Source organism: Actinoplanes sp. G11-F43, from assembly GCF_050589265.1.
Taxonomy (GTDB): domain Bacteria; phylum Actinomycetota; class Actinomycetes; order Mycobacteriales; family Micromonosporaceae; genus Actinoplanes.
Map to the genome: position 1 here is coordinate 1 of NZ_JBNZCE010000006.1, position 16,215 is coordinate 16,215.

Annotated in this window: 14 protein-coding genes; 8 read left to right on the forward strand and 6 right to left on the reverse strand. The window is 70.7% G+C overall.

The window, feature by feature from the left end:
• The first annotated feature begins 422 nt into the window (after window positions 1-422).
• Together ACQ0O7_RS07345 and ACQ0O7_RS07350 are read left to right on the forward strand one after the other, a co-directional pair.
• Complete coding sequence (locus tag ACQ0O7_RS07345) at window positions 423-1,139, forward strand: SDR family NAD(P)-dependent oxidoreductase (protein WP_430781004.1); 717 nt, start codon at window positions 423-425, stop codon at window positions 1,137-1,139.
• A 5-nt stretch (window positions 1,140-1,144) separates the two neighbouring features.
• Entirely contained in the window at window positions 1,145-1,573 is a 429-nt protein-coding gene (locus ACQ0O7_RS07350; RefSeq protein ID WP_430781005.1) for a GNAT family N-acetyltransferase, read from the forward strand.
• Here ACQ0O7_RS07350 and ACQ0O7_RS07355 read toward each other — a convergent pair.
• Window positions 1,567-2,025 (reverse strand): hypothetical protein, encoded by a 459-nt coding sequence (locus tag ACQ0O7_RS07355; RefSeq protein ID WP_430781006.1) that lies wholly within the window; start codon window positions 2,023-2,025, stop codon window positions 1,567-1,569. The genes ACQ0O7_RS07350 and ACQ0O7_RS07355 overlap by 7 nt on opposite strands.
• 62 nt (window positions 2,026-2,087) lie before the next feature.
• On the opposite strand from ACQ0O7_RS07355, the gene ACQ0O7_RS07360 reads away from it, so the two are divergent.
• Window positions 2,088-3,677 (forward strand): hypothetical protein, encoded by a 1,590-nt coding sequence (locus ACQ0O7_RS07360; RefSeq protein ID WP_430781007.1) that lies wholly within the window; start codon window positions 2,088-2,090, stop codon window positions 3,675-3,677.
• On the opposite strand, the gene ACQ0O7_RS07365 is transcribed toward ACQ0O7_RS07360, so the two are convergent.
• Both ACQ0O7_RS07365 and ACQ0O7_RS07370 read right to left on the reverse strand, forming a co-directional pair.
• Entirely contained in the window at window positions 3,658-4,524 is an 867-nt protein-coding gene (locus ACQ0O7_RS07365; protein ID WP_430781008.1) for an LLM class flavin-dependent oxidoreductase, read from the reverse strand. The two genes, ACQ0O7_RS07360 and ACQ0O7_RS07365, sit on opposite strands and share 20 nt — an antisense overlap.
• Window positions 4,524-6,530, reverse strand: a complete 2,007-nt coding sequence (locus ACQ0O7_RS07370; protein WP_430781009.1) for a HelD family protein — start codon at window positions 6,528-6,530, stop codon at window positions 4,524-4,526. Before ACQ0O7_RS07370 ends, ACQ0O7_RS07365 begins: the two co-directional genes overlap by 1 nt.
• Before the next feature lie 220 nt (window positions 6,531-6,750).
• Between ACQ0O7_RS07370 and ACQ0O7_RS07375 the strand changes: the two genes are divergently transcribed.
• The 5 genes from ACQ0O7_RS07375 to ACQ0O7_RS07395 are packed head-to-tail and all read left to right on the forward strand — an operon-like array spanning window position 6,751 to window position 11,128.
• The gene (locus ACQ0O7_RS07375) at window positions 6,751-7,053 is read left to right on the forward strand and encodes a helix-turn-helix domain-containing protein (protein ID WP_430781010.1); all 303 of its coding nucleotides are present in this window, start codon (window positions 6,751-6,753) and stop codon (window positions 7,051-7,053) included.
• A gap of 44 nt (window positions 7,054-7,097) precedes the next feature.
• Window positions 7,098-7,673, forward strand: coding sequence for a helix-turn-helix domain-containing protein (locus tag ACQ0O7_RS07380; protein WP_430781011.1), 576 nt, complete (start codon window positions 7,098-7,100; stop codon window positions 7,671-7,673).
• A gap of 54 nt (window positions 7,674-7,727) precedes the next feature.
• Window positions 7,728-8,696, forward strand: a complete 969-nt coding sequence (locus tag ACQ0O7_RS07385) for an MFS transporter (protein ID WP_430781012.1) — start codon at window positions 7,728-7,730, stop codon at window positions 8,694-8,696.
• Entirely contained in the window at window positions 8,693-9,544 is an 852-nt protein-coding gene (locus ACQ0O7_RS07390) for a menaquinone biosynthetic enzyme MqnA/MqnD family protein (RefSeq protein WP_430781013.1), read from the forward strand. Before ACQ0O7_RS07385 ends, ACQ0O7_RS07390 begins: the two co-directional genes overlap by 4 nt.
• A gap of 57 nt (window positions 9,545-9,601) precedes the next feature.
• Window positions 9,602-11,128, forward strand: a complete 1,527-nt coding sequence (locus ACQ0O7_RS07395) for a hypothetical protein (RefSeq protein WP_430781014.1) — start codon at window positions 9,602-9,604, stop codon at window positions 11,126-11,128.
• 52 nt (window positions 11,129-11,180) lie between these two features.
• On the opposite strand, the gene ACQ0O7_RS07400 is transcribed toward ACQ0O7_RS07395, so the two are convergent.
• Genes ACQ0O7_RS07400 through ACQ0O7_RS07410 form a run of 3 tightly spaced genes read right to left on the reverse strand, consistent with a single transcriptional unit; the run spans window position 11,181 to window position 16,097 of the window.
• Window positions 11,181-12,137, reverse strand: a complete 957-nt coding sequence (locus ACQ0O7_RS07400) for an aldo/keto reductase (RefSeq protein ID WP_430781015.1) — start codon at window positions 12,135-12,137, stop codon at window positions 11,181-11,183.
• Window positions 12,130-12,945, reverse strand: coding sequence for an SWIM zinc finger family protein (locus tag ACQ0O7_RS07405; protein WP_430781016.1), 816 nt, complete (start codon window positions 12,943-12,945; stop codon window positions 12,130-12,132). The genes ACQ0O7_RS07400 and ACQ0O7_RS07405 overlap by 8 nt, the downstream gene beginning before the upstream one ends.
• Window positions 12,945-16,097 (reverse strand): DEAD/DEAH box helicase, encoded by a 3,153-nt coding sequence (locus ACQ0O7_RS07410; RefSeq protein ID WP_430781213.1) that lies wholly within the window; start codon window positions 16,095-16,097, stop codon window positions 12,945-12,947. The genes ACQ0O7_RS07405 and ACQ0O7_RS07410 overlap by 1 nt, the downstream gene beginning before the upstream one ends.
• Window positions 16,098-16,215: the final 118 nt, after the last annotated feature.

The following is a 16,215-nucleotide window of genomic DNA, read 5'->3' on the forward strand; positions in this document are numbered from 1 at the left end:
TTGGCCCGCTCGCGGTCAATTCCCCGCGCGGGTGTCCACCTTCCAGCTCCGCCCTGGCCGATCTTGGTGGATTTACCACCGTTTTCGGTGTTAAATCCTCCAAGATCTCGGCTGGACGGGTTGCCCGCGCGAGGGGCTGACCGCAAGTGATCAGGCAGCCGAGAACAAGGCTCGAAACGGTGGTAAATCCATCAAGATCAGCCGGGGTGGAGCTGGAAGGTGGACATTCGTGCGAGGAATCGACCGCGAGCGGGCCAGCAGCTGAGAAGAAGGCCCGGAAACGGTGGTAAATCCACCAAGATCGGCCGGGGGGAAGGCCAGAAGTGGACACCCCCGTGAGCCCGCGTGCGGTCCGAACCGGGCGCCGGCCCACGGGTGGCGTCGGCCGGATGAGCGTCGTGGATAGCGCATAGGCTGTCCCGGTGGGGAAGGTTGTGCTGGTCACCGGATCGGTGTCGGGGATCGGGGCGGCTACCGCCCGGCGGCTGGCGGCGGATGGGATGACCGTTGCGGTTCATTCTCGGGCCAGCCGGGCCGACGGGGAGGCGCTCGCTGAGGAGCTCGGTGGCTCGTACCATCAAGCGGATCTTGGTGACGACGACGCGGCGTCGGGGCTGGTCCCGGCGGTCCTGGAGCGGCACGGGCGCCTGGATGTGCTGGTCAACAACGCGGGGATCAGCTGGCCGATTCCGCACGCGCGGCTGGACGGGCTGACCGCTGACGACTGGCGGCGGCTGCTCGACGTGAACCTGATCGCGCCCTGGCTGCTGTGCACGGCGGCACTGCCCGCGCTGCGGGAGAGCAACGGCTGTGTGGTCAACGTGACGAGCCATGCGGGGGTGCGGCCGAAGGGCAGTTCGATCGCGTACGCGGCTAGCAAGGCCGCGCTCAACCACGTGACGAAACTGCTCGCGGCGGCGCTGGGGCCGGATGTGCGGGTGAACGCGGTGGCGCCCGGCCTGGTCGACACCCCGATGACTGCTTCGTGGACGGATGCTCAGGAGTTGTGGCGTTCCGCGAGCCCGATGCGCCGGGCCGCTCAGCCGTCCGATGTGGCCGATCTGATTCTGATGCTCATCGGTCACACGTACCTGACCGGGGAAGTGATTCTCCTGGATGGTGGTCTCAACCTACGGTGAGAGCCATGGGTGATGTGATCTTGCGAGCGGCGACCGTGGCGGAGTTGCCCGCGGTGCTGGCGTTCTGGCGGTCGGCGGCGGAGAACGAGAGCCGGCCGGTGGACACCGGGGCCGCGGTGGAGGCGCTGTTCCGGCGGGATCCGGAGGCGCTGATCCTGGCCGTGGACGGTGCGGAGATCGTCGGGACGGTGATCGCCGGATGGGACGGCTGGCGCTGTCACCTCTACCGGCTGGCGGTGGCGCCACACCGCAGGCGGGAGGGTCTCGGCGGCCGTCTGGTCACCGCGGCGGAGGAGCGGTTCACCAGCTTCGGCGGTACGCGTACCGACGCCATGGTCCTGGACGGCAACATCGTCGCGCACGGCATCTGGGCAGCGCACGGATATCGGCGGCAGGACGACTGGTCCCGCTGGGTGAAGCCGCTGGGTCAGTAGAGGTCGGCCCGGTCGTCGAGGTCGTGGGCGGGTGGGCCGGTGAAGGCGCCACCCCGGTAGGTCAGGTGCAGGGTGTCGAGCCGGTAGTAGCCGTCGTTGGACCAGCGCCCGTTGAACCGGTAGTTGATCCGCCACCGCATCCACCGGCCGGGCGTCAGGGTGACGGCGGGGCGCTCGTACCATCGGGCCGGGTTGCCGCCCTGTGCCGGAGTCAGCTTCACGTGCAGGAGATCGCCGGTTTCCCGCAGGCCGAGGTCGGCGGGCGGTTCGTGACTGACCGACGCCCGCGGTACGAAATCCTGCCACTCCCGCATGTCGATCTCGTGCAGTAGTGGTCCACCGGTCTCCGGCAGCGGGAAGAGGGTGGGCAGCGCGTTGCGCCGGATGGCCGCGGCGCCACCCCGGGACTGTTTCGTCCATGCGATGCGCACCCACTGTGTGATCACGTCCATGCTTCGATCATCGGCGAAAACGCTTTGCCCGTGGTGGCCCGGGGCGGCGATCATCCATCGACATGAGGGACCGTGAGTTGCGGCAGGCGCTGGCCGGGAACCCGGCGCTTCCGCCGGTGCTGATCTCCCGTCTGATCGAGGGCGCCGACGACGAGCTGGCCGAGTGCCTGGCCCGGCGCACCGATCTGGATCCGGAGCAGGTCCGGGTGCTGGCCGCCCGGTCCGATGACATCGCGGCGGCGCTCGCCCGGGGTGGGCTGCTCGACGCGGGGGATGTGGACGAGGCGGTCCGGCCGTACACGGCGATGGTCCTGCTTGATGAGGGTCGTGGCCGCCAGGAGTGGGCGGTGGCCTTCGCCGGTGACCCCGATCCGAAGCGGAGGGTGAGCCTGGCGGCCTGCCCGGATCTGCCCGCGCAGGTGAATCTGCTGCTCGCGGCCGATCACGACTTCGAGGTGGTCGCCGAGTTGGCCTGCTTCACCACGGACGGTGATCTGCTGGCGCGGCTGGCCCGGCATCCGGACGACGGGGTGCGGGTGGCGGTGGCGTCGAATCCGGACACCCCGCCGTGGGCGCTCGCCGAGCTGGTCACCGACCCCCGATCCGAAGTTATCCACAGCCTCCTGGGTAAGGCTGTGGATAACCCGGCCACGCCGGTCGGGGCGGTGGCTAGGCTGGCCGGACATCAGTCATCGTTCGTGCGCCGGCAGCTCGCCGGGCGCGGTGATCTGCCGGTGGAGGCGGCGGAGCGACTGGCCACCGATCCGGTGCCCGGGGTGCGGGCCGCGGTGGCGGAGCACCCGGGGTTGTCCGAGGCGACGATGCGACGGCTGGCCGACGACGAGGATCGGGAGGTGCGCCGGAGGGTGGCGCGGAACCCGTCGGTGCCGCTGGATCTTCTCGGCCGGGCCATCCGCAAGACGGCCGACGGTCTGCTGCCGCGGATCGCCGCGGCCGGGCCGGACGAGGTGCGTGAGCTGGCCGGCAGCCCGTCGCCGCAGCTGCGGATGCGGTTGGCGGAGCGTCGTGATCTGCCGCCGGAGATCCGGGATCGGCTGGCCCGTGACCCGGACGCGAAGGTGGTCAGTGCGGTCGCGCCGCACCCGGGGATACCCGAGGAGTTGTTGCGGGACATGGTGGCCCGGCACGGTGCCCGGGTGATCGCGCGGGTCGCCGCGAACCCGGACGCGTCGGCCGGTCTGCTGACCGATCTGGCCGGGCGTGGGGCTGACCCGGAGGCGTCGGCCGTTTTGCTGACCGATCTGGCCGGGCGTGGGGCTGGCCCGGAGGCGTCGGCCGGTCTGCTGACCGATCTGGCCGGGCGTGGGGCTGGCCCGGACGCGTCGGCCGGTCCGCTCACCGATCTGGCCGGGCACGAGCCGTCGGTGCCGAAGGTGCTCCGGGTGATCGCCCGGCGGGCCGACGCGCCCGCCGAGGTTCTGGAGCTGTGCCTGGCCGACGTTCGGGCCCGGGTGATCGCCGCGGCCCATCCGAACCTGCCGGCCGCCCGGATCGTCGAGCTGATCACCGCAGGAGCCGGCGGCGAGACGGACGAAGCGGATGGGGGAGACATCGGGCTGGCGGCGGAGGCCGCCGCCAACCCGTCACTTCCGGTGGAGGTGATGGAGCGGCTCAGCGGCCCAGGGCTTTGAGCGCGGCCAGCGCCTGACCGAGGTGGTCGTCGCCGAACGGGCGCAGCACGACGGTGCCGGAGCCGACGTCGGTGAGAGCCTGGATCTTCGCGGGGATGTCGGCGGCCGGGCCGATCAGCCCGAACACCTCCTCGACCGGCACGCCGAGGAACCCGGCCTGCCCGGTCAGAGCCGTCGTCCGGATCTTGGCAGCGGCCTCCGGATCGTCTTCCACGTGCAGGAACGCGAAGTTGATGATCTCGTGGTCGTCGCCGGCCCCACCGCTGCGGATGGTGGCGATCGCCTCGGTGATCCGCTCCGGGCTCAGGCCCTCGACGATGATCGTGCCGTCGGCGACCCGGCCGGACAGCTCCAGACCCTTCGGCTTGACCACGCCGGTGACGATCGGCGGGACCACCGCGGGCGGGTGCACCAGCTTGACACCGTCCAGGTGCACCTCGCGGCCGTCCAGGGTGACGGTCTCGCCGTTGAGGAGGCCGCGGACGGCGACCACGTTCTCCTCCAGCAGGGACAGTGGCGACTTCGGGTAGGCGCCGACCTGCTTCATCCAGGCCGGCACGCCATGACCGATCCCGGCCACGATCCGGCCGGGGTGGATCCGGGCCAGCGTGGCGATCTCCATGGCGAGCAGGGACGGGTTGCGCAGTGGGGCGGGTGCGATGCCGATGCCGACCCGCAGCCGGGAGGTGGCGGCCAGGGCCAGGGCGGCGGCGCTGACGCCACCGTTCCAGCCCAGGTCCTCCACGACCCACAGGTCGTCGGCTCCGGCCCGGTCCAGGGCGGCGGCGAACTCGGGAAGCTCTTCGGGGGCGCGATTGCAGTCGAACATGACGCCGATACGGGGCATCACGGAAGCCTAAGCGCTTCCGGGAGGGCTTTCGAGTGCAATACCGAAAGCCTGGTGACGGCACGGGTGAGTACCACGTACAGACGGTTCAGGCCCTTCGGCTCGGCGGACACGATGTCGGCCGGCTCGTGCACGATGACATGGTCGTACTCCAATCCCTTGACCATCGTCGCCGGGACCACCCGGACCCGCGCCGGGCTGTCGACGTCGTCGGGCGTCGCGTGCTCCACCCCCGCGGCATCCAGGTGGGCGCGCAGCCGATCGACCGCCTCGTCGGCCGCGATGACCGCTACTGATCCTTCGTGCGCCAGGGCTGCGGTCACCTCGGTGAGCGTCCGTGGGTCCAGGTCGCCGGGCTCCGCCACGTCGATCACGGTGAGTTCGCCGTCCCGGCGCAGGGAGACGGCCTCCGGCACGTTCACCCCGAGCGCCGGCAGGAGGCGGTTGGCCAGGGCGACAACCACTTCCGGTACGCGGAACCCCACGGTCAGCGGGACCACCGCCGCGTCCGGTTTGCCGAGATGCCCGAGAATGTCCCGCCAGTCGGTGGTGGCCCACGGGGCGGTGCCCTGGGCCAGGTCGCCGAGCAGGGTGATCGACCCGTGCTCGCTGCGCCGGGCGATCGCGCGGGCCTGCATCGGGGACAGATCCTGCGCCTCGTCGACGACCACGTGACCGAAACTGGCCTCCCGTTCCAGCAGCCCGGCGGCCTCGTCGACGAGCACCAGGTCGGCCGCGCTGAACTTCGCCGATTTGACCGTCTTCGGCGGCTTCACCCAGCGGATCGCCTCCTGTTCCTCCTCGGTGAGCAGGTCGCCGGCGATCGACGGATCGGTCAGCAGGGCCACCACCAGCGCCTCCGGGGTGACCGCCGGCCAGCAGGCGTCCAGGAACGCGGTCACCGGCGCGATCCTGCTCATCCGGCGCAGCCAGGAGTCGTTCGGCGAGTTGCCGGTGCGGTACTCGGACTGGAGCTGCAACAGGTTGACCACCCGGGCGCGGACCCGTTCCCGGCCGGTCGCGTACGGCAGGCCCTCCCGGCGGGCCTCGTCGACGATCCGGCGCAGCGGCTCCACGTCGATGCGCCAGCGGTACGAACCGTCGGACACCATGATCGGCTCGTCCGGTTTCGCGATCCGGCTCCACAGTGTCCGGTGCAGGACCGTCGCCATGCGTACGTCATGTTTGACGGCCGTGACCGCGACCGGATCGACTGCCCGGACCGGCGCCCGGCCCACCAGATCGTCCAGCGTGGACTGCTGCACCTCGACCTCACCGAGGGTCGGCAGGACCGCCGAGATGTACGACAGGAAAGCGCTGTTCGGCCCGACGATCAGCACTTTCGACTTCCGCAGCCGCTCCCGGTGCAGGTAGAGCAGGTAGGCGGCCCGGTGCAGTCCCACCGCGGTCTTACCGGTGCCGGGTGCGCCCTGCACGCAGATCGAGTCGGCCAGATCGGCCCGGACCAGCTCGTCCTGCTCCGGCTGGATGGTCGCCACGATGTCGCGCATCGGGCCGACACGCGGCCGCTCGATCTCCGCGGTCAGGATCCGGGAACTGGTGCCCAGCTCCTCACCCCGGTCCAGGTGCTCGTCCTCGAAGCTGGTCAGCTCGCCCTTGACGAACCCGAACCGGCGCCGGGTCGACACTCCCTGCGGGTCGCGCACGCTGGCCCGGTAGAACGAGCGGGACAGCGGCGCCCGCCAGTCCAGCACCATCGGCTCACCGGCGTCGTCGGTGACGTGCCGGCGGCCCACGTGGTACGGGCTCTCGTCGATGTCCAGCCGCCCGAAGAACAGCGGGGTGTCCGGATCGTCGGCGAGTTCCTTGACCCGGCGGGCCATGTGCCGGCCCAGTTGCTCGGCGGTGTAGGCGTCCCCGGCGACCTTGTCACCGGTCGCGAACAGGGATTGGGCCCGGTCCCGCATCCGGCGCAACGCGGCCCGGGAGTCGTCGAGGTGGCTGCGTTCGGCGGTGAGTTCGGTGTCCAGATCAGTGGTGGGCACAGGTCGTCCTCGGTTTAAGCGATCGAGGTCGCTCGCGTATCCGCGAGGGCGTGTCGGCCGCCCCACGGCGCGGGGACGCCCGCTGCGGTGCTTTCTCACCACGGCCGTCAAGCGGCCCTCAACCCTACGCCGTTCCCTCTATCCGTCTACCCCTTTTTGGCTCCCCGGACCGTCGCAGGTTAAGGACATTATTAAATTCATGGGGAGGCTTCGCAGTGCAGTGGGAGATCATCATGACCTTGATCGGGCCGTCAGCACCGCTGGAGGACCCGAGGCGTTCCAGGAGGGTGTCGAGCGGATCCTGAACGAGGCGCGCGGTTGGCGGCTCGCCGAGCTGCGCAAGCGGCGCGGGATGACGCAGGAGCAGGTCGCCGAGCGGATGGGTGTCTCGATCGCCAGGGTGTCGCAGATCGAAGCCGGCTCCGTCTCCACCCAGGACGTGCTGGCCCGCTACATCGCCGCGCTGGGGGGAACGCTGCTGCTCGTAGCCGACTTCGGTGATGAGCAGATGAAGGTCGCCTGAGAGCTGCCGGGGCCGGCCCGGGGTGGGCTGGTGAGAATGGGGGGATGGCGGAGCGGGAGAGTGTGGCCGGTGGGCGGATCACGGATGCGCGGACGTTGCGGGCTCTGGCGCATCCGGCGCGGATCGAGATCGTCGAGCATCTGACCGCCACCGGGGAGTCGGTGACCGCTACCGAGTGCGCTGAGCTGGTCGGGTTGTCGCCCAGTGCGACCAGCTACCACCTGCGGGAACTGGCGAAGTACGGCCTTGTCGAGCATGCGCCCAGCCGTGGGGACGGGCGGGAGCGGCGGTGGCGCGCGGTGGGTGCCAGCCTGTATTTCGGCGGCGACTCCGAGGCGCCGGAGTCGATCGCGGCCGAGCATGCCCTGGTCGACCTCTATCTGAACCGGGGGCAGGCCCAGGTCCGGGAGTGGCTGGGGCGGCAGGCCGGGGAGCCGGGCGAGTGGCGTGAGGCGAGCGCCCTGATGGGTCAGCAACTGCTGCTCACCGCCGAGGAGCTGACCGAACTCAATCAGAAGGTGCTGGCCCTGACCGAGCCGTTCCGGTTGCGTGAGCGGCGGCCGTCGGCTCCGGAGGGCGCGCGTCAGGTGGTGGTGCAGTACATCGCTTTCCCCCGATAGCCGAACCGGCGGGAGCGGGTTGTGCCCGCAGATGTGAAGGAATACTTTCGAAGTATGTCCTTCACATCTGCCGATTCGCGCTGGGCCGACGTCTATCTGGCGGCCGCCGGTCGTGGTGTCTCGGTCTGCGGTGACTTCCTCGCGGCCACCACCCTGGCCCTGGTCCTGCAGGAGGCCGGGCACGGTGGGCTGGCCGTCTCCGGGCTCCTGCTCGCGGCCACCCTGCCGATCGCGCTGCTGGCGCCGCTGGCCGGACGGCTGGTGGACCGTTTCGACAGCCGTACGCTGCTGGTGTCCGCGGGTTTGATCCAGGCCGCGGTCTGCGCGGTCCTGGCCTTCGCCGCCCACCCGGTGTTGATCATCGCGTTGATCGCCACCCTGGCCTGCGGGCTGGCCATCACCCAGCCCACGCTGGCCGCCCTGATCCCGCGGATGGTGACCGAGAAGGATTTCCCCAGGGCCAGCGGCATCGTGCAGAGCGCCGGCCAGATCGGCATCCTGGTCGCCCCGGCGCTGGCCGGCGTCCTGGTCGGGCAGACCGGGCAGCGGCTGCCGCTGCTGATCGGCAGCCTGCTCGGCGGGCGGCTGCCGGGCCGGTGGCGGACTCCGGCCACGGTGCTGGGGCTGCTGGCCGGCTCCTGCCTGGCGGTGCTGATCGGTGGTGCGACGGTCGGCTCGGCCTGGCTGCTGATCCCGGTCTGGATGGCCGGCGGGTTCTTCAACGGCCTGCTCAACGTCTGTACGAGTGTGTTGATCGCCGGCCGGGTCCGGCCCGAGTCGCACGGCCGCGCGTTCGCCGCGTTCGGTGCGTCGATGCAGACCGCGGGCATCGTCGGCTTCTTCGTGGCGGGCCCGCTGGTCGGCCTCTTCGATCCGCGGGTGCTGGTGACCGGCGCCGGCGCGGCCGGTCTGCTGGCCGCGGCGGCGTGCTGGCCGCTGATCCGGCGGGAGATGCGATCTGAGACACGGCAGGCCCCGCCGACCAGCATGCGGGACGAGATCGGAGATACCGTCGCCCCATGAGCGACAGCGTCCGTCGGCCCCGGGTCGGGCACATCCAGTTCCTCAACTGTCTGCCGATCTATTGGGGGCTGATGCGATCGGGCGCTCTGCTCGACGTCGACCTGCGCAAGGACACGCCGGAGCGGCTCAGCGCCAGCCTGGTCGCCGGTGACCTCGACATCGGGCCGATCACGCTCGTCGAATTCCTGCGGCACGCCGACGAGCTCCTGCTGCTGCCCGATCTGGCGGTCGGCAGCGACGGGCCGGTGCTCTCGGTCAATCTGGTGTCCACCCGGCCGCCGGCCGAGCTGGACGGGCGGCCGGTCGCGCTCGGCTCCACCTCCCGGACCGGTGTGATGCTGGCCCAGATGCTCCTGTCCGAGAGATACGGCGCCGAGCCGGAGTATTTCCGCTGCCCACCCGACCTGTCCCAGATGCTGCTGGAGGCCGACGCCGGGGTGCTGATCGGCGACCCGGCGCTCCGCGCGATGTATGAGGCGCCCCGCAACGGTCTGGAAGTGATCGACCTGGCCGAGGCGTGGCGGGAGTGGACCGGTCTGCCCATGGTCTTCGCGGTGTGGGCGGTCCGCCGTGACTTCGCGGCCGCGCACCCGGGTCTGGTCAAGGACGTGCACGAGGCCTTCCAGCGGTCCCGCGACCTGTGCCTGGACGAGCTGGACGAGGTGGCCGAGGCGGCGGCCCGCTGGGAGCCGTTCGACGCGGCGACGCTCGCCAACTATTTCCGGGTTCTCGACTTCTCTCTCGGAGAGCGCCAGATCGCCGGTGTCCGGGAGTTCGCCCGGCGTGCGGCGAATCGCGGTGAAGTGCCGCCACTTCCGGCGGGCGGTCCGGTTTTCGCCGACGTTTGATCTTCGGCTTAGCGGGCCTTAAGATTCGCGGGCTCTTATCGGCCACCCCATGAAACGGTGACCATGCGTCTGCGCGCTCTGATCAATCGTCTCGCCCTGACCACAGCGGCTGCCGGGTTGACCCTGACCGGGCTGGCCACGCCTGCTCAGGCCGCCTCCGAGATGGATTTCGCCTATGTCGGCATCGTCGTCCCGGAAACGGTCACCGTAGTCAATGGGCAGACCAAGACGGTCAAATTCGACCTTTACAACCTCAGTGACGTAGCCGCCGAGAATGTCACCGTCGCTTTCGGTAGTGCGGCCAAACCGATCCCCGCGGATCTGGGATTCACCGCGCCCGCCGAATGCGCCGAGAACGTGTGCCAGGTCGGTTCCCTGAAGCCGGGTCAGCGGCGCAGCGTCACATTCACGCTGAAGCCGACCGGCTCCGGGACGACGCCGGCGTCGGCGATCACCCTGTTCAGTTCGGTCGCGGGCAAGCTCAGCGACGAGACCTCGCTCGCGGTGGTGCGTACCGCCAAGGGCGGCGTCGACCTGGAGATCGACGGCGTCACCGACATGAAGCTCAGCCCCGGCAAGTCGGCCGACGTCCCGGTGCTGATCCGCAACGCCGGTGACAAGGAGGTCAAGGCGCTGGGTCTGGTGCTGATGGCGCCGTACGGCATCACCCCCGTGCTGGACTACCGCAACTGCGAGCGGCTGGCCGAGGGTGGCATGTCCGTGATCGTCTGCGTCTTCAACGAGGGCCTGGCCGGGGGCGGCGCCTTCACGCTGCCCGCCGACACCCCGCTGCGGATCAAGGTGCCGGCCGATGCCGCCGGGCCGTTCGACTACCCGGCGTACGTGGGCGCGGTCGGTCTCACCGATAAGTACGTCTTCGACTTCGCCAAGCGGACCGCCGGTGCCGCCGGCAAGGAGCTGAAGATGGAGGCCCTGCTCTCGGCCACCGCCGAGGAACCGGATGTCGTCGAGGACCTGAACGAGGACGACAATTACGTCCACTTCACCGTCAGCGTGCCGAAGACCAGCGCGGACAGCGCCGCGATCGGCGGGGTGCTGCGCGGTTCGATCGGTTCCGAGGCCTCCGTCAAGGTGGGCCTGCGCAACAACGGCCCGTCGGCGGTCATCCCGCCGGGGATCGACTGGATGCCGTACGTCCACGTCAAGCTGCCCACCGGGGTCGAGCTCACCGAGGCCGACTACCGCTGTCTGCCCGGTAGGTCGCTCACCGACATCGACGAGACGGTGCAGGACCCGGCGGACGTCACCGACCTGGTGTGCCTGGTGATCGACTCGGTGAAGCCGGACAAGAAGTTCCTGTTCGACATCTCCGCGGAGATCATCGACTCGCTCGACTACAAGGCCGGCGCGGTCACCGTCGACGGTGGTGTGCAGGACTCGAAGAGCGGCAACGACAAGGCCGCCCTCACCGTGAAGCTGACCGCCGGGGGCGAGGGTGGCGGCCTGCCGATCACCGGCGCGCCGGCCGGCCTGATCGCCGCCGGTGGCGCGGCGCTGCTGGTGGCGGGCGCGATCGCCTTCCGCTCGGCCCGCCGTCGCCGCATCGTCACGGTCGTCGAGTAACCGAATTTCACCAGAGGGGGAGCCGGGCATCCGCCCGGCTCCCCCTCTGGTTTCAGGCGTTCAGCAACTCGTCCAGGGCGGCCACATCGGCGCCGGTCAGCTCCCAGGTGCCGGCCGTGACGTTGGCCAGCACCTGCTCGGCCGTGGTGGCCCCGGCGATCACACTGGCCACCGCGGGCTGGGCGGCCAGCCCGGCGACGGCCACGTCGAGCAGGCTGTGCCCGCGTTCGGCGCCGAACGCGGTCAGCGCCTCGATGGTGTCCCAATCGGCGGCGTCGAGCCACGACCGGTACCGCTCGTTCGACATCCGGCTACCGGCCGGCGGCTGCTCACCGCGCCGGTACTTGCCGCTCAGCAGTCCGGACTCGATGGGGAAGAAGGGCAGCAGACCCAGGCCGAACTGCTCACAGGCCGGCACCACCTCGGCTTCGACGTCCCGGTTCAGCAGGCTGTACCGGTTCTGCGCGCTGACGAAGCGGGACGTGCCGCCGGTCCGGGCGGTCCAGTCGGCGTCCGCGATCTGCCAGCCGGAGAAGTTGGAGTTGCCCAGGTAGCGGACCTTGCCGGACCGGACCAGATCGTCGAGTGCGGCCAGGGTCTCCTCGATCGGGGTGGCCGGGTCGGGCGCGTGCATCTGGTAGAGGTCGATGTGGTCGGTCTCCAGCCGCCGCAGTGACGCCTCGACGGCCCGGACGATGTAACGCCGGGAGCCCCGGGCGCCGAAGTCCCGCCCGTTCATGCCCTCCATGTCCATCCCGAACTTGGTGGCCAGCACCACCTCGTCGCGCCGGCCCTTGAGCGCCGCCCCGAGCAGCGACTCGGAGGAGCCGTGCGGGGTGCCGTAGATGTCGGCGGTGTCGAAGAGGTTGATGCCGTGCTCGATGGCGGCGTCGACGACCTCACGGGTGCCGTCGGCGTCGAGTTTGCGGCCGAAGTTGTTGCAGCCGATCCCGACGACGGACACGACCAGACCCGAGTCGCCGAGCCGGCGGTAGGTCATCTCACTCATCAGGGGTTCCTCCAGCTAGATCGCGGTAGTGGGGGCGCAGCACGTCGACAAGGGGCACGTGCCGGACTTTGACCGGTGGGGCGTCCAGCGCCCGGAGCAGCAGTTCGGGTGGGGTGGCGCCACGCGGTGGGCGTTCCCGCAGACGGCCGAGGCTGATCGCGGGGGAGTAGTAGTCGGCCAGCCGGGAGTCGAGTGGTTCGTCGTCGACGGCCAGCGGATCGACGGTCTCGTCCGGTTCCGGGGTGCCGCGCAGCGCGCCGAGCAGCTCGTCGCGCCCGCGGCCGCGCCACGCCAGCACCAGGAACGGGTCGTCGTCGAACGCCTCGGCCAGCACGTAGAGCGCCGCCGATCCGTGTTTGCAGGGGATGCCCCAGTCCGGGCAGGAGCAGTCGATGTCCAGCCGGTCCGGGAAGAGCGGCAGGCCCAGTTCGGTGAAGAGGTCGACGATCTCGTGCGGCATCTCACCGGCGAGCAGAGCGGCCCGGTAGAGCGCGCGGGCGCCGAGCTGCTCGGTGATCTCCGCCCACTGCTCGGCGCCGAAGCTATCGATCCGCACGGTGACCCGGTAGGGGTCCGGCCGCGAGCCCTGCACCCGGGCCTGCACCTGTCCCGGGGTCAGTGCGAAGTCGATGACCTGGCCTTTCCGGGCATAGGCCCGCCCACGGGACAGACGACCCGGATCACAGACGTTTTCCAATACGTCCACGAACCGGCGTGACCACCACTGCTCGCCGATCTTGCCGCGTTTGGACCGGACCGCCAGGCCACCGTCGACCTGGATCGGCCGGCCGCTCTCGAAGAAGGCCATCAGCGCACCGCCGCCGGGTCGAGCGCGAACAGCTCCCGCAACTGGGTGGTGCTCAGATCGGTGATCCACTCCTCGCCGGTGCCGACGACCGAGGAGGCGAGCGCCTTCTTCCGCTCGATCATCGCGTCGATCTTCTCCTCCAGCGTGCCGGTGCAGATGAACTTGCGGACCTGCACGTTGCGGGACTGCCCGATCCGGAACGCGCGGTCGGTGGCCTGGTCCTCGACCGCCGGGTTCCACCACCGGTCGAAGTGGACCACGTGGTTGGCGGCGGTCAGATTGAGTCCGGTGCCGGCCGCCTTCAGGGAGAGCAGGAAGATCATCGGCTCGTCGTCGGTCTGGAACCGTTCGACCAGTTCGTCCCGGCGCGCCTTGCTCAGCCCGCCGTGCAGCCAGAGCACCGGCCGGTCGGTGTGCGCGGCGAGATAGGGCTGCATCAGCGAGCCCCACTCCGCGTACTGCGTGAAGACCAGTGCCTTGTCCCCGTCGGAGATGATCTCGTCGGCCAGTTCCTCCAGCCGGGCCAGCTTGCCGGACCGCCCGGGCAGGCGGGAGCCGTCCTTGAGCAGGTGGGCCGGGTGGTTGCAGACCTGTTTGAGCTTCATCATCGCGGCCAGCACGTTGCCGCGCCGCTGAATCCCCTCGCTGCTCTCGATTTCGGCCATCATGTCCTCGACCACCGCCTGATAGAGGGTGGCCTGCTCGGGGGTGAGCGAACACCACACCTTCATCTCGTTCTTCTCCGGAAGGTCCGAGATGATGCTCTTGTCGGTTTTGAGGCGCCGGAGCACGAACGGCCCGGTGGCTCGTTTCAGCGCCGCGGTCGCGTCCTCGTCCTGCCGGGACTCGATCGGCTCCTGGAACCGGCGGCGGAACCGTTTCGCCGGCCCGAGCAGACCCGGATTGCAGAAGTCCATGATCGACCAGAGTTCGGCGAGATGGTTCTCCACCGGCGTACCGGTGAGGGCCAGTCGGGTCCGGGCCGGAATGGCCCGCACCGCCTGCGACTGACGTGTCCCACTGTTCTTGATGGCCTGCGCCTCATCGCACACCACCCGCGTCCACGTCACAGTCCGTAGTGTCTCTAGATCACGGAGCGCAGTCCCGTACGTGGTGAGAACCAGATCCGCATCGGCCACCGCGTCGTCGAACTCCACGCCCCGGAGCCGGGTCCCGCCGTGATGCACGTAGACCCGCAGACTCGGGGCGAACCGCCCGGCCTCCTTGAACCAGTTGCTCACCAGCGACATCGGGCAGACCAGCAGAGTCTTCGACGGCTGGTCGGTGAGCAGCAGCGACAGGGTCTGCGCGGTCTTGCCCAGGCCCATGTCGTCGGCGAGGATCCCGCCCAGCCCGAGCCTCCCCAGAAAGTGCAGCCAGGACAGACCCCTTTCCTGGTACGGCCGGAGAGCCCCCTGGAATCCCTCCGGCGTGGGCAGCGGATCGAGTCGCTCGGCGGCCTGCCCGGACAGCAGATCCCCCAGATCGCCGTCCGCGTCCACCTCGACGAGCGGCAGGTCCTCCTCGCCGCCGTCGGCCACCTGCTGGAGGATCTCGCCCGCGGTCAGCTCGCCCTCATGCCGCCGGCTGACCGCCTTGAGCGCGGCCTTCAACTGCCGGTCGTCCAGCTCGACCCACTGACCGCGCACCCGGACCAGCGGGATCTTGGCGCGGGCCAGCTCGGCCAGCTCCTCGGCGCTGACCATGGCGTCCCCGATCACCAGGTCGAGCCGGAAGTCGACGAGCTGCTCCAGCCCGAACCCGGAGTCGGCCGCCGCCCGGGACGCCCCGGCCTTCGACTTCGGTTTCGACCGGGTGGTCAGTTTGAGCCCGACCCCCTTGCGCCCGGCCCAGGCCGGCAGCTGCACCCCGAACCCGGCCGCCTGCAGCAGCGGCGCCGTCTGGCGCAGGAACTCGTAGGCCTCCCCGGTGGTCAGCGACATCGCGGCCGGACGTCGTTCGAGCAGGGCGATGTGCAGCACCGGGAAGAGCCGGATCGCCCGCCCGAGCCCGGCGAGCAGCGTCTCGTCCGGCCGCTGCGGCAGCCCGGGGAACCGCTCACCCGCCCAGAGGTCACGAGCGGGCAGGTAGAGCCCCGGATCCTCGGCCGACTGCAGAGCGAACTCCAGCGACCAGGCCACCGGAGCGGGCGGAAGGTCCGGCTCACCCGGGGCGGTCGTCCCGGCGGCGCGGCCGAGGTCCGGGTCCGGTTCGGCCGGGGTGGTGGTCCCGATGGCGCGGCCGAGGTCCGGGTCCGGTTCGGCGGGGGTGGTCCCGGTGGCGAGGATGGCGTCCGGGTCCGGTTCGATCAGCCGGAAACTGACCCGGATCGGGCCGTTCGCCTCGTTGGCCGCCCGCATCCAGTCGTCCAGGGCTCGCCGCAGGTCGCGCACGTCGGCGTCGGGCGCGCCGGGCAGGGCCGGGTCGGCGGTCAGGGCGCCCAGCCACCGATCGGGCAACGGCGCTTTCGGCCCGGGGCGCTGGCCCACCATGATGCGGTCCGGCAGGATCGACCGGGCCGCGCCGTCGAGCAGGGAGTCCAGGGCGTCGCGGATCACCCGGCCCAGCTGCCGGCCGCCGTCGACCGCCCGGACCACCGGGGGCATCCCGGCCGCGAAATCCTTGAACGTGGCCGCGTCGGAACCGGTCAGCACCGGCCGCCAGCGGGCCGCCGGCACACCGGCCTCGATCACCAGCTGCGGCAGCATCCGACCACGCCGGGCCAGGTCACAGGCGTAACCGGCGAGCAGGCTCAGGTAGCGCAGCGACGCCCCGGCGATCCACCGGCCGTCCGGGTCGGGCTCGGCGAGCAGCCCCAGCGCGGCCACCGCGGCATCGGCCGGCACCGACAGCGCCGGAACGGTCCAGACCCCCAGCTTGAGGCCCCGGGTGGCGGCGTCGGCGCCGGTCTCCGGGGAGGGCAGCGGGCCCCGGCCGGTGCCCGGCAGCTCGACATGCACCGGCGCGGCGACGCCGGCGGTCGCCGCCTCCCCGATGAATGCGGCGAGGGCGGCGGACGGCGCGGCGAACGGATGCGGGCGGGACCTCGCGCGGGACGTCGAGGTCAGCGGCAGCGCCGGATCCTCAGCCCAGATGATCAAGCGGCCCGGACGTCCGACCCCCGGAGCCCAGCCGCCGTGCACGACGAGCACATCCACCCCCAGAAACGATCTGTCGAGACTATCGGCCGACGATCCCGAACCCGCGCTTCCGGCGCGGGATGCGCTGTTCGAGGGGTGACCCTCGCCGCTGACGGTGGGCGGTGGGTGG

Coding starts and splice junctions, on each gene's coding strand:
- ACQ0O7_RS07350 (WP_430781005.1), top strand. CDS start 1,145: ATGGGTGATGTGATCTTGCGAGCGGCGACCGTGGCGGAGTTGCCCGCG.
- ACQ0O7_RS07355 (WP_430781006.1), bottom strand. CDS start 2,025: ATGGACGTGATCACACAGTGGGTGCGCATCGCATGGACGAAACAGTCC.
- ACQ0O7_RS07360 (WP_430781007.1), top strand. CDS start 2,088: ATGAGGGACCGTGAGTTGCGGCAGGCGCTGGCCGGGAACCCGGCGCTT.
- ACQ0O7_RS07365 (WP_430781008.1), bottom strand. CDS start 4,524: ATGCCCCGTATCGGCGTCATGTTCGACTGCAATCGCGCCCCCGAAGAG.
- ACQ0O7_RS07380 (WP_430781011.1), top strand. CDS start 7,098: ATGGCGGAGCGGGAGAGTGTGGCCGGTGGGCGGATCACGGATGCGCGG.
- ACQ0O7_RS07385 (WP_430781012.1), top strand. CDS start 7,728: ATGTCCTTCACATCTGCCGATTCGCGCTGGGCCGACGTCTATCTGGCG.
- ACQ0O7_RS07390 (WP_430781013.1), top strand. CDS start 8,693: ATGAGCGACAGCGTCCGTCGGCCCCGGGTCGGGCACATCCAGTTCCTC.
- ACQ0O7_RS07400 (WP_430781015.1), bottom strand. CDS start 12,137: ATGAGTGAGATGACCTACCGCCGGCTCGGCGACTCGGGTCTGGTCGTG.
- ACQ0O7_RS07405 (WP_430781016.1), bottom strand. CDS start 12,945: ATGGCCTTCTTCGAGAGCGGCCGGCCGATCCAGGTCGACGGTGGCCTG.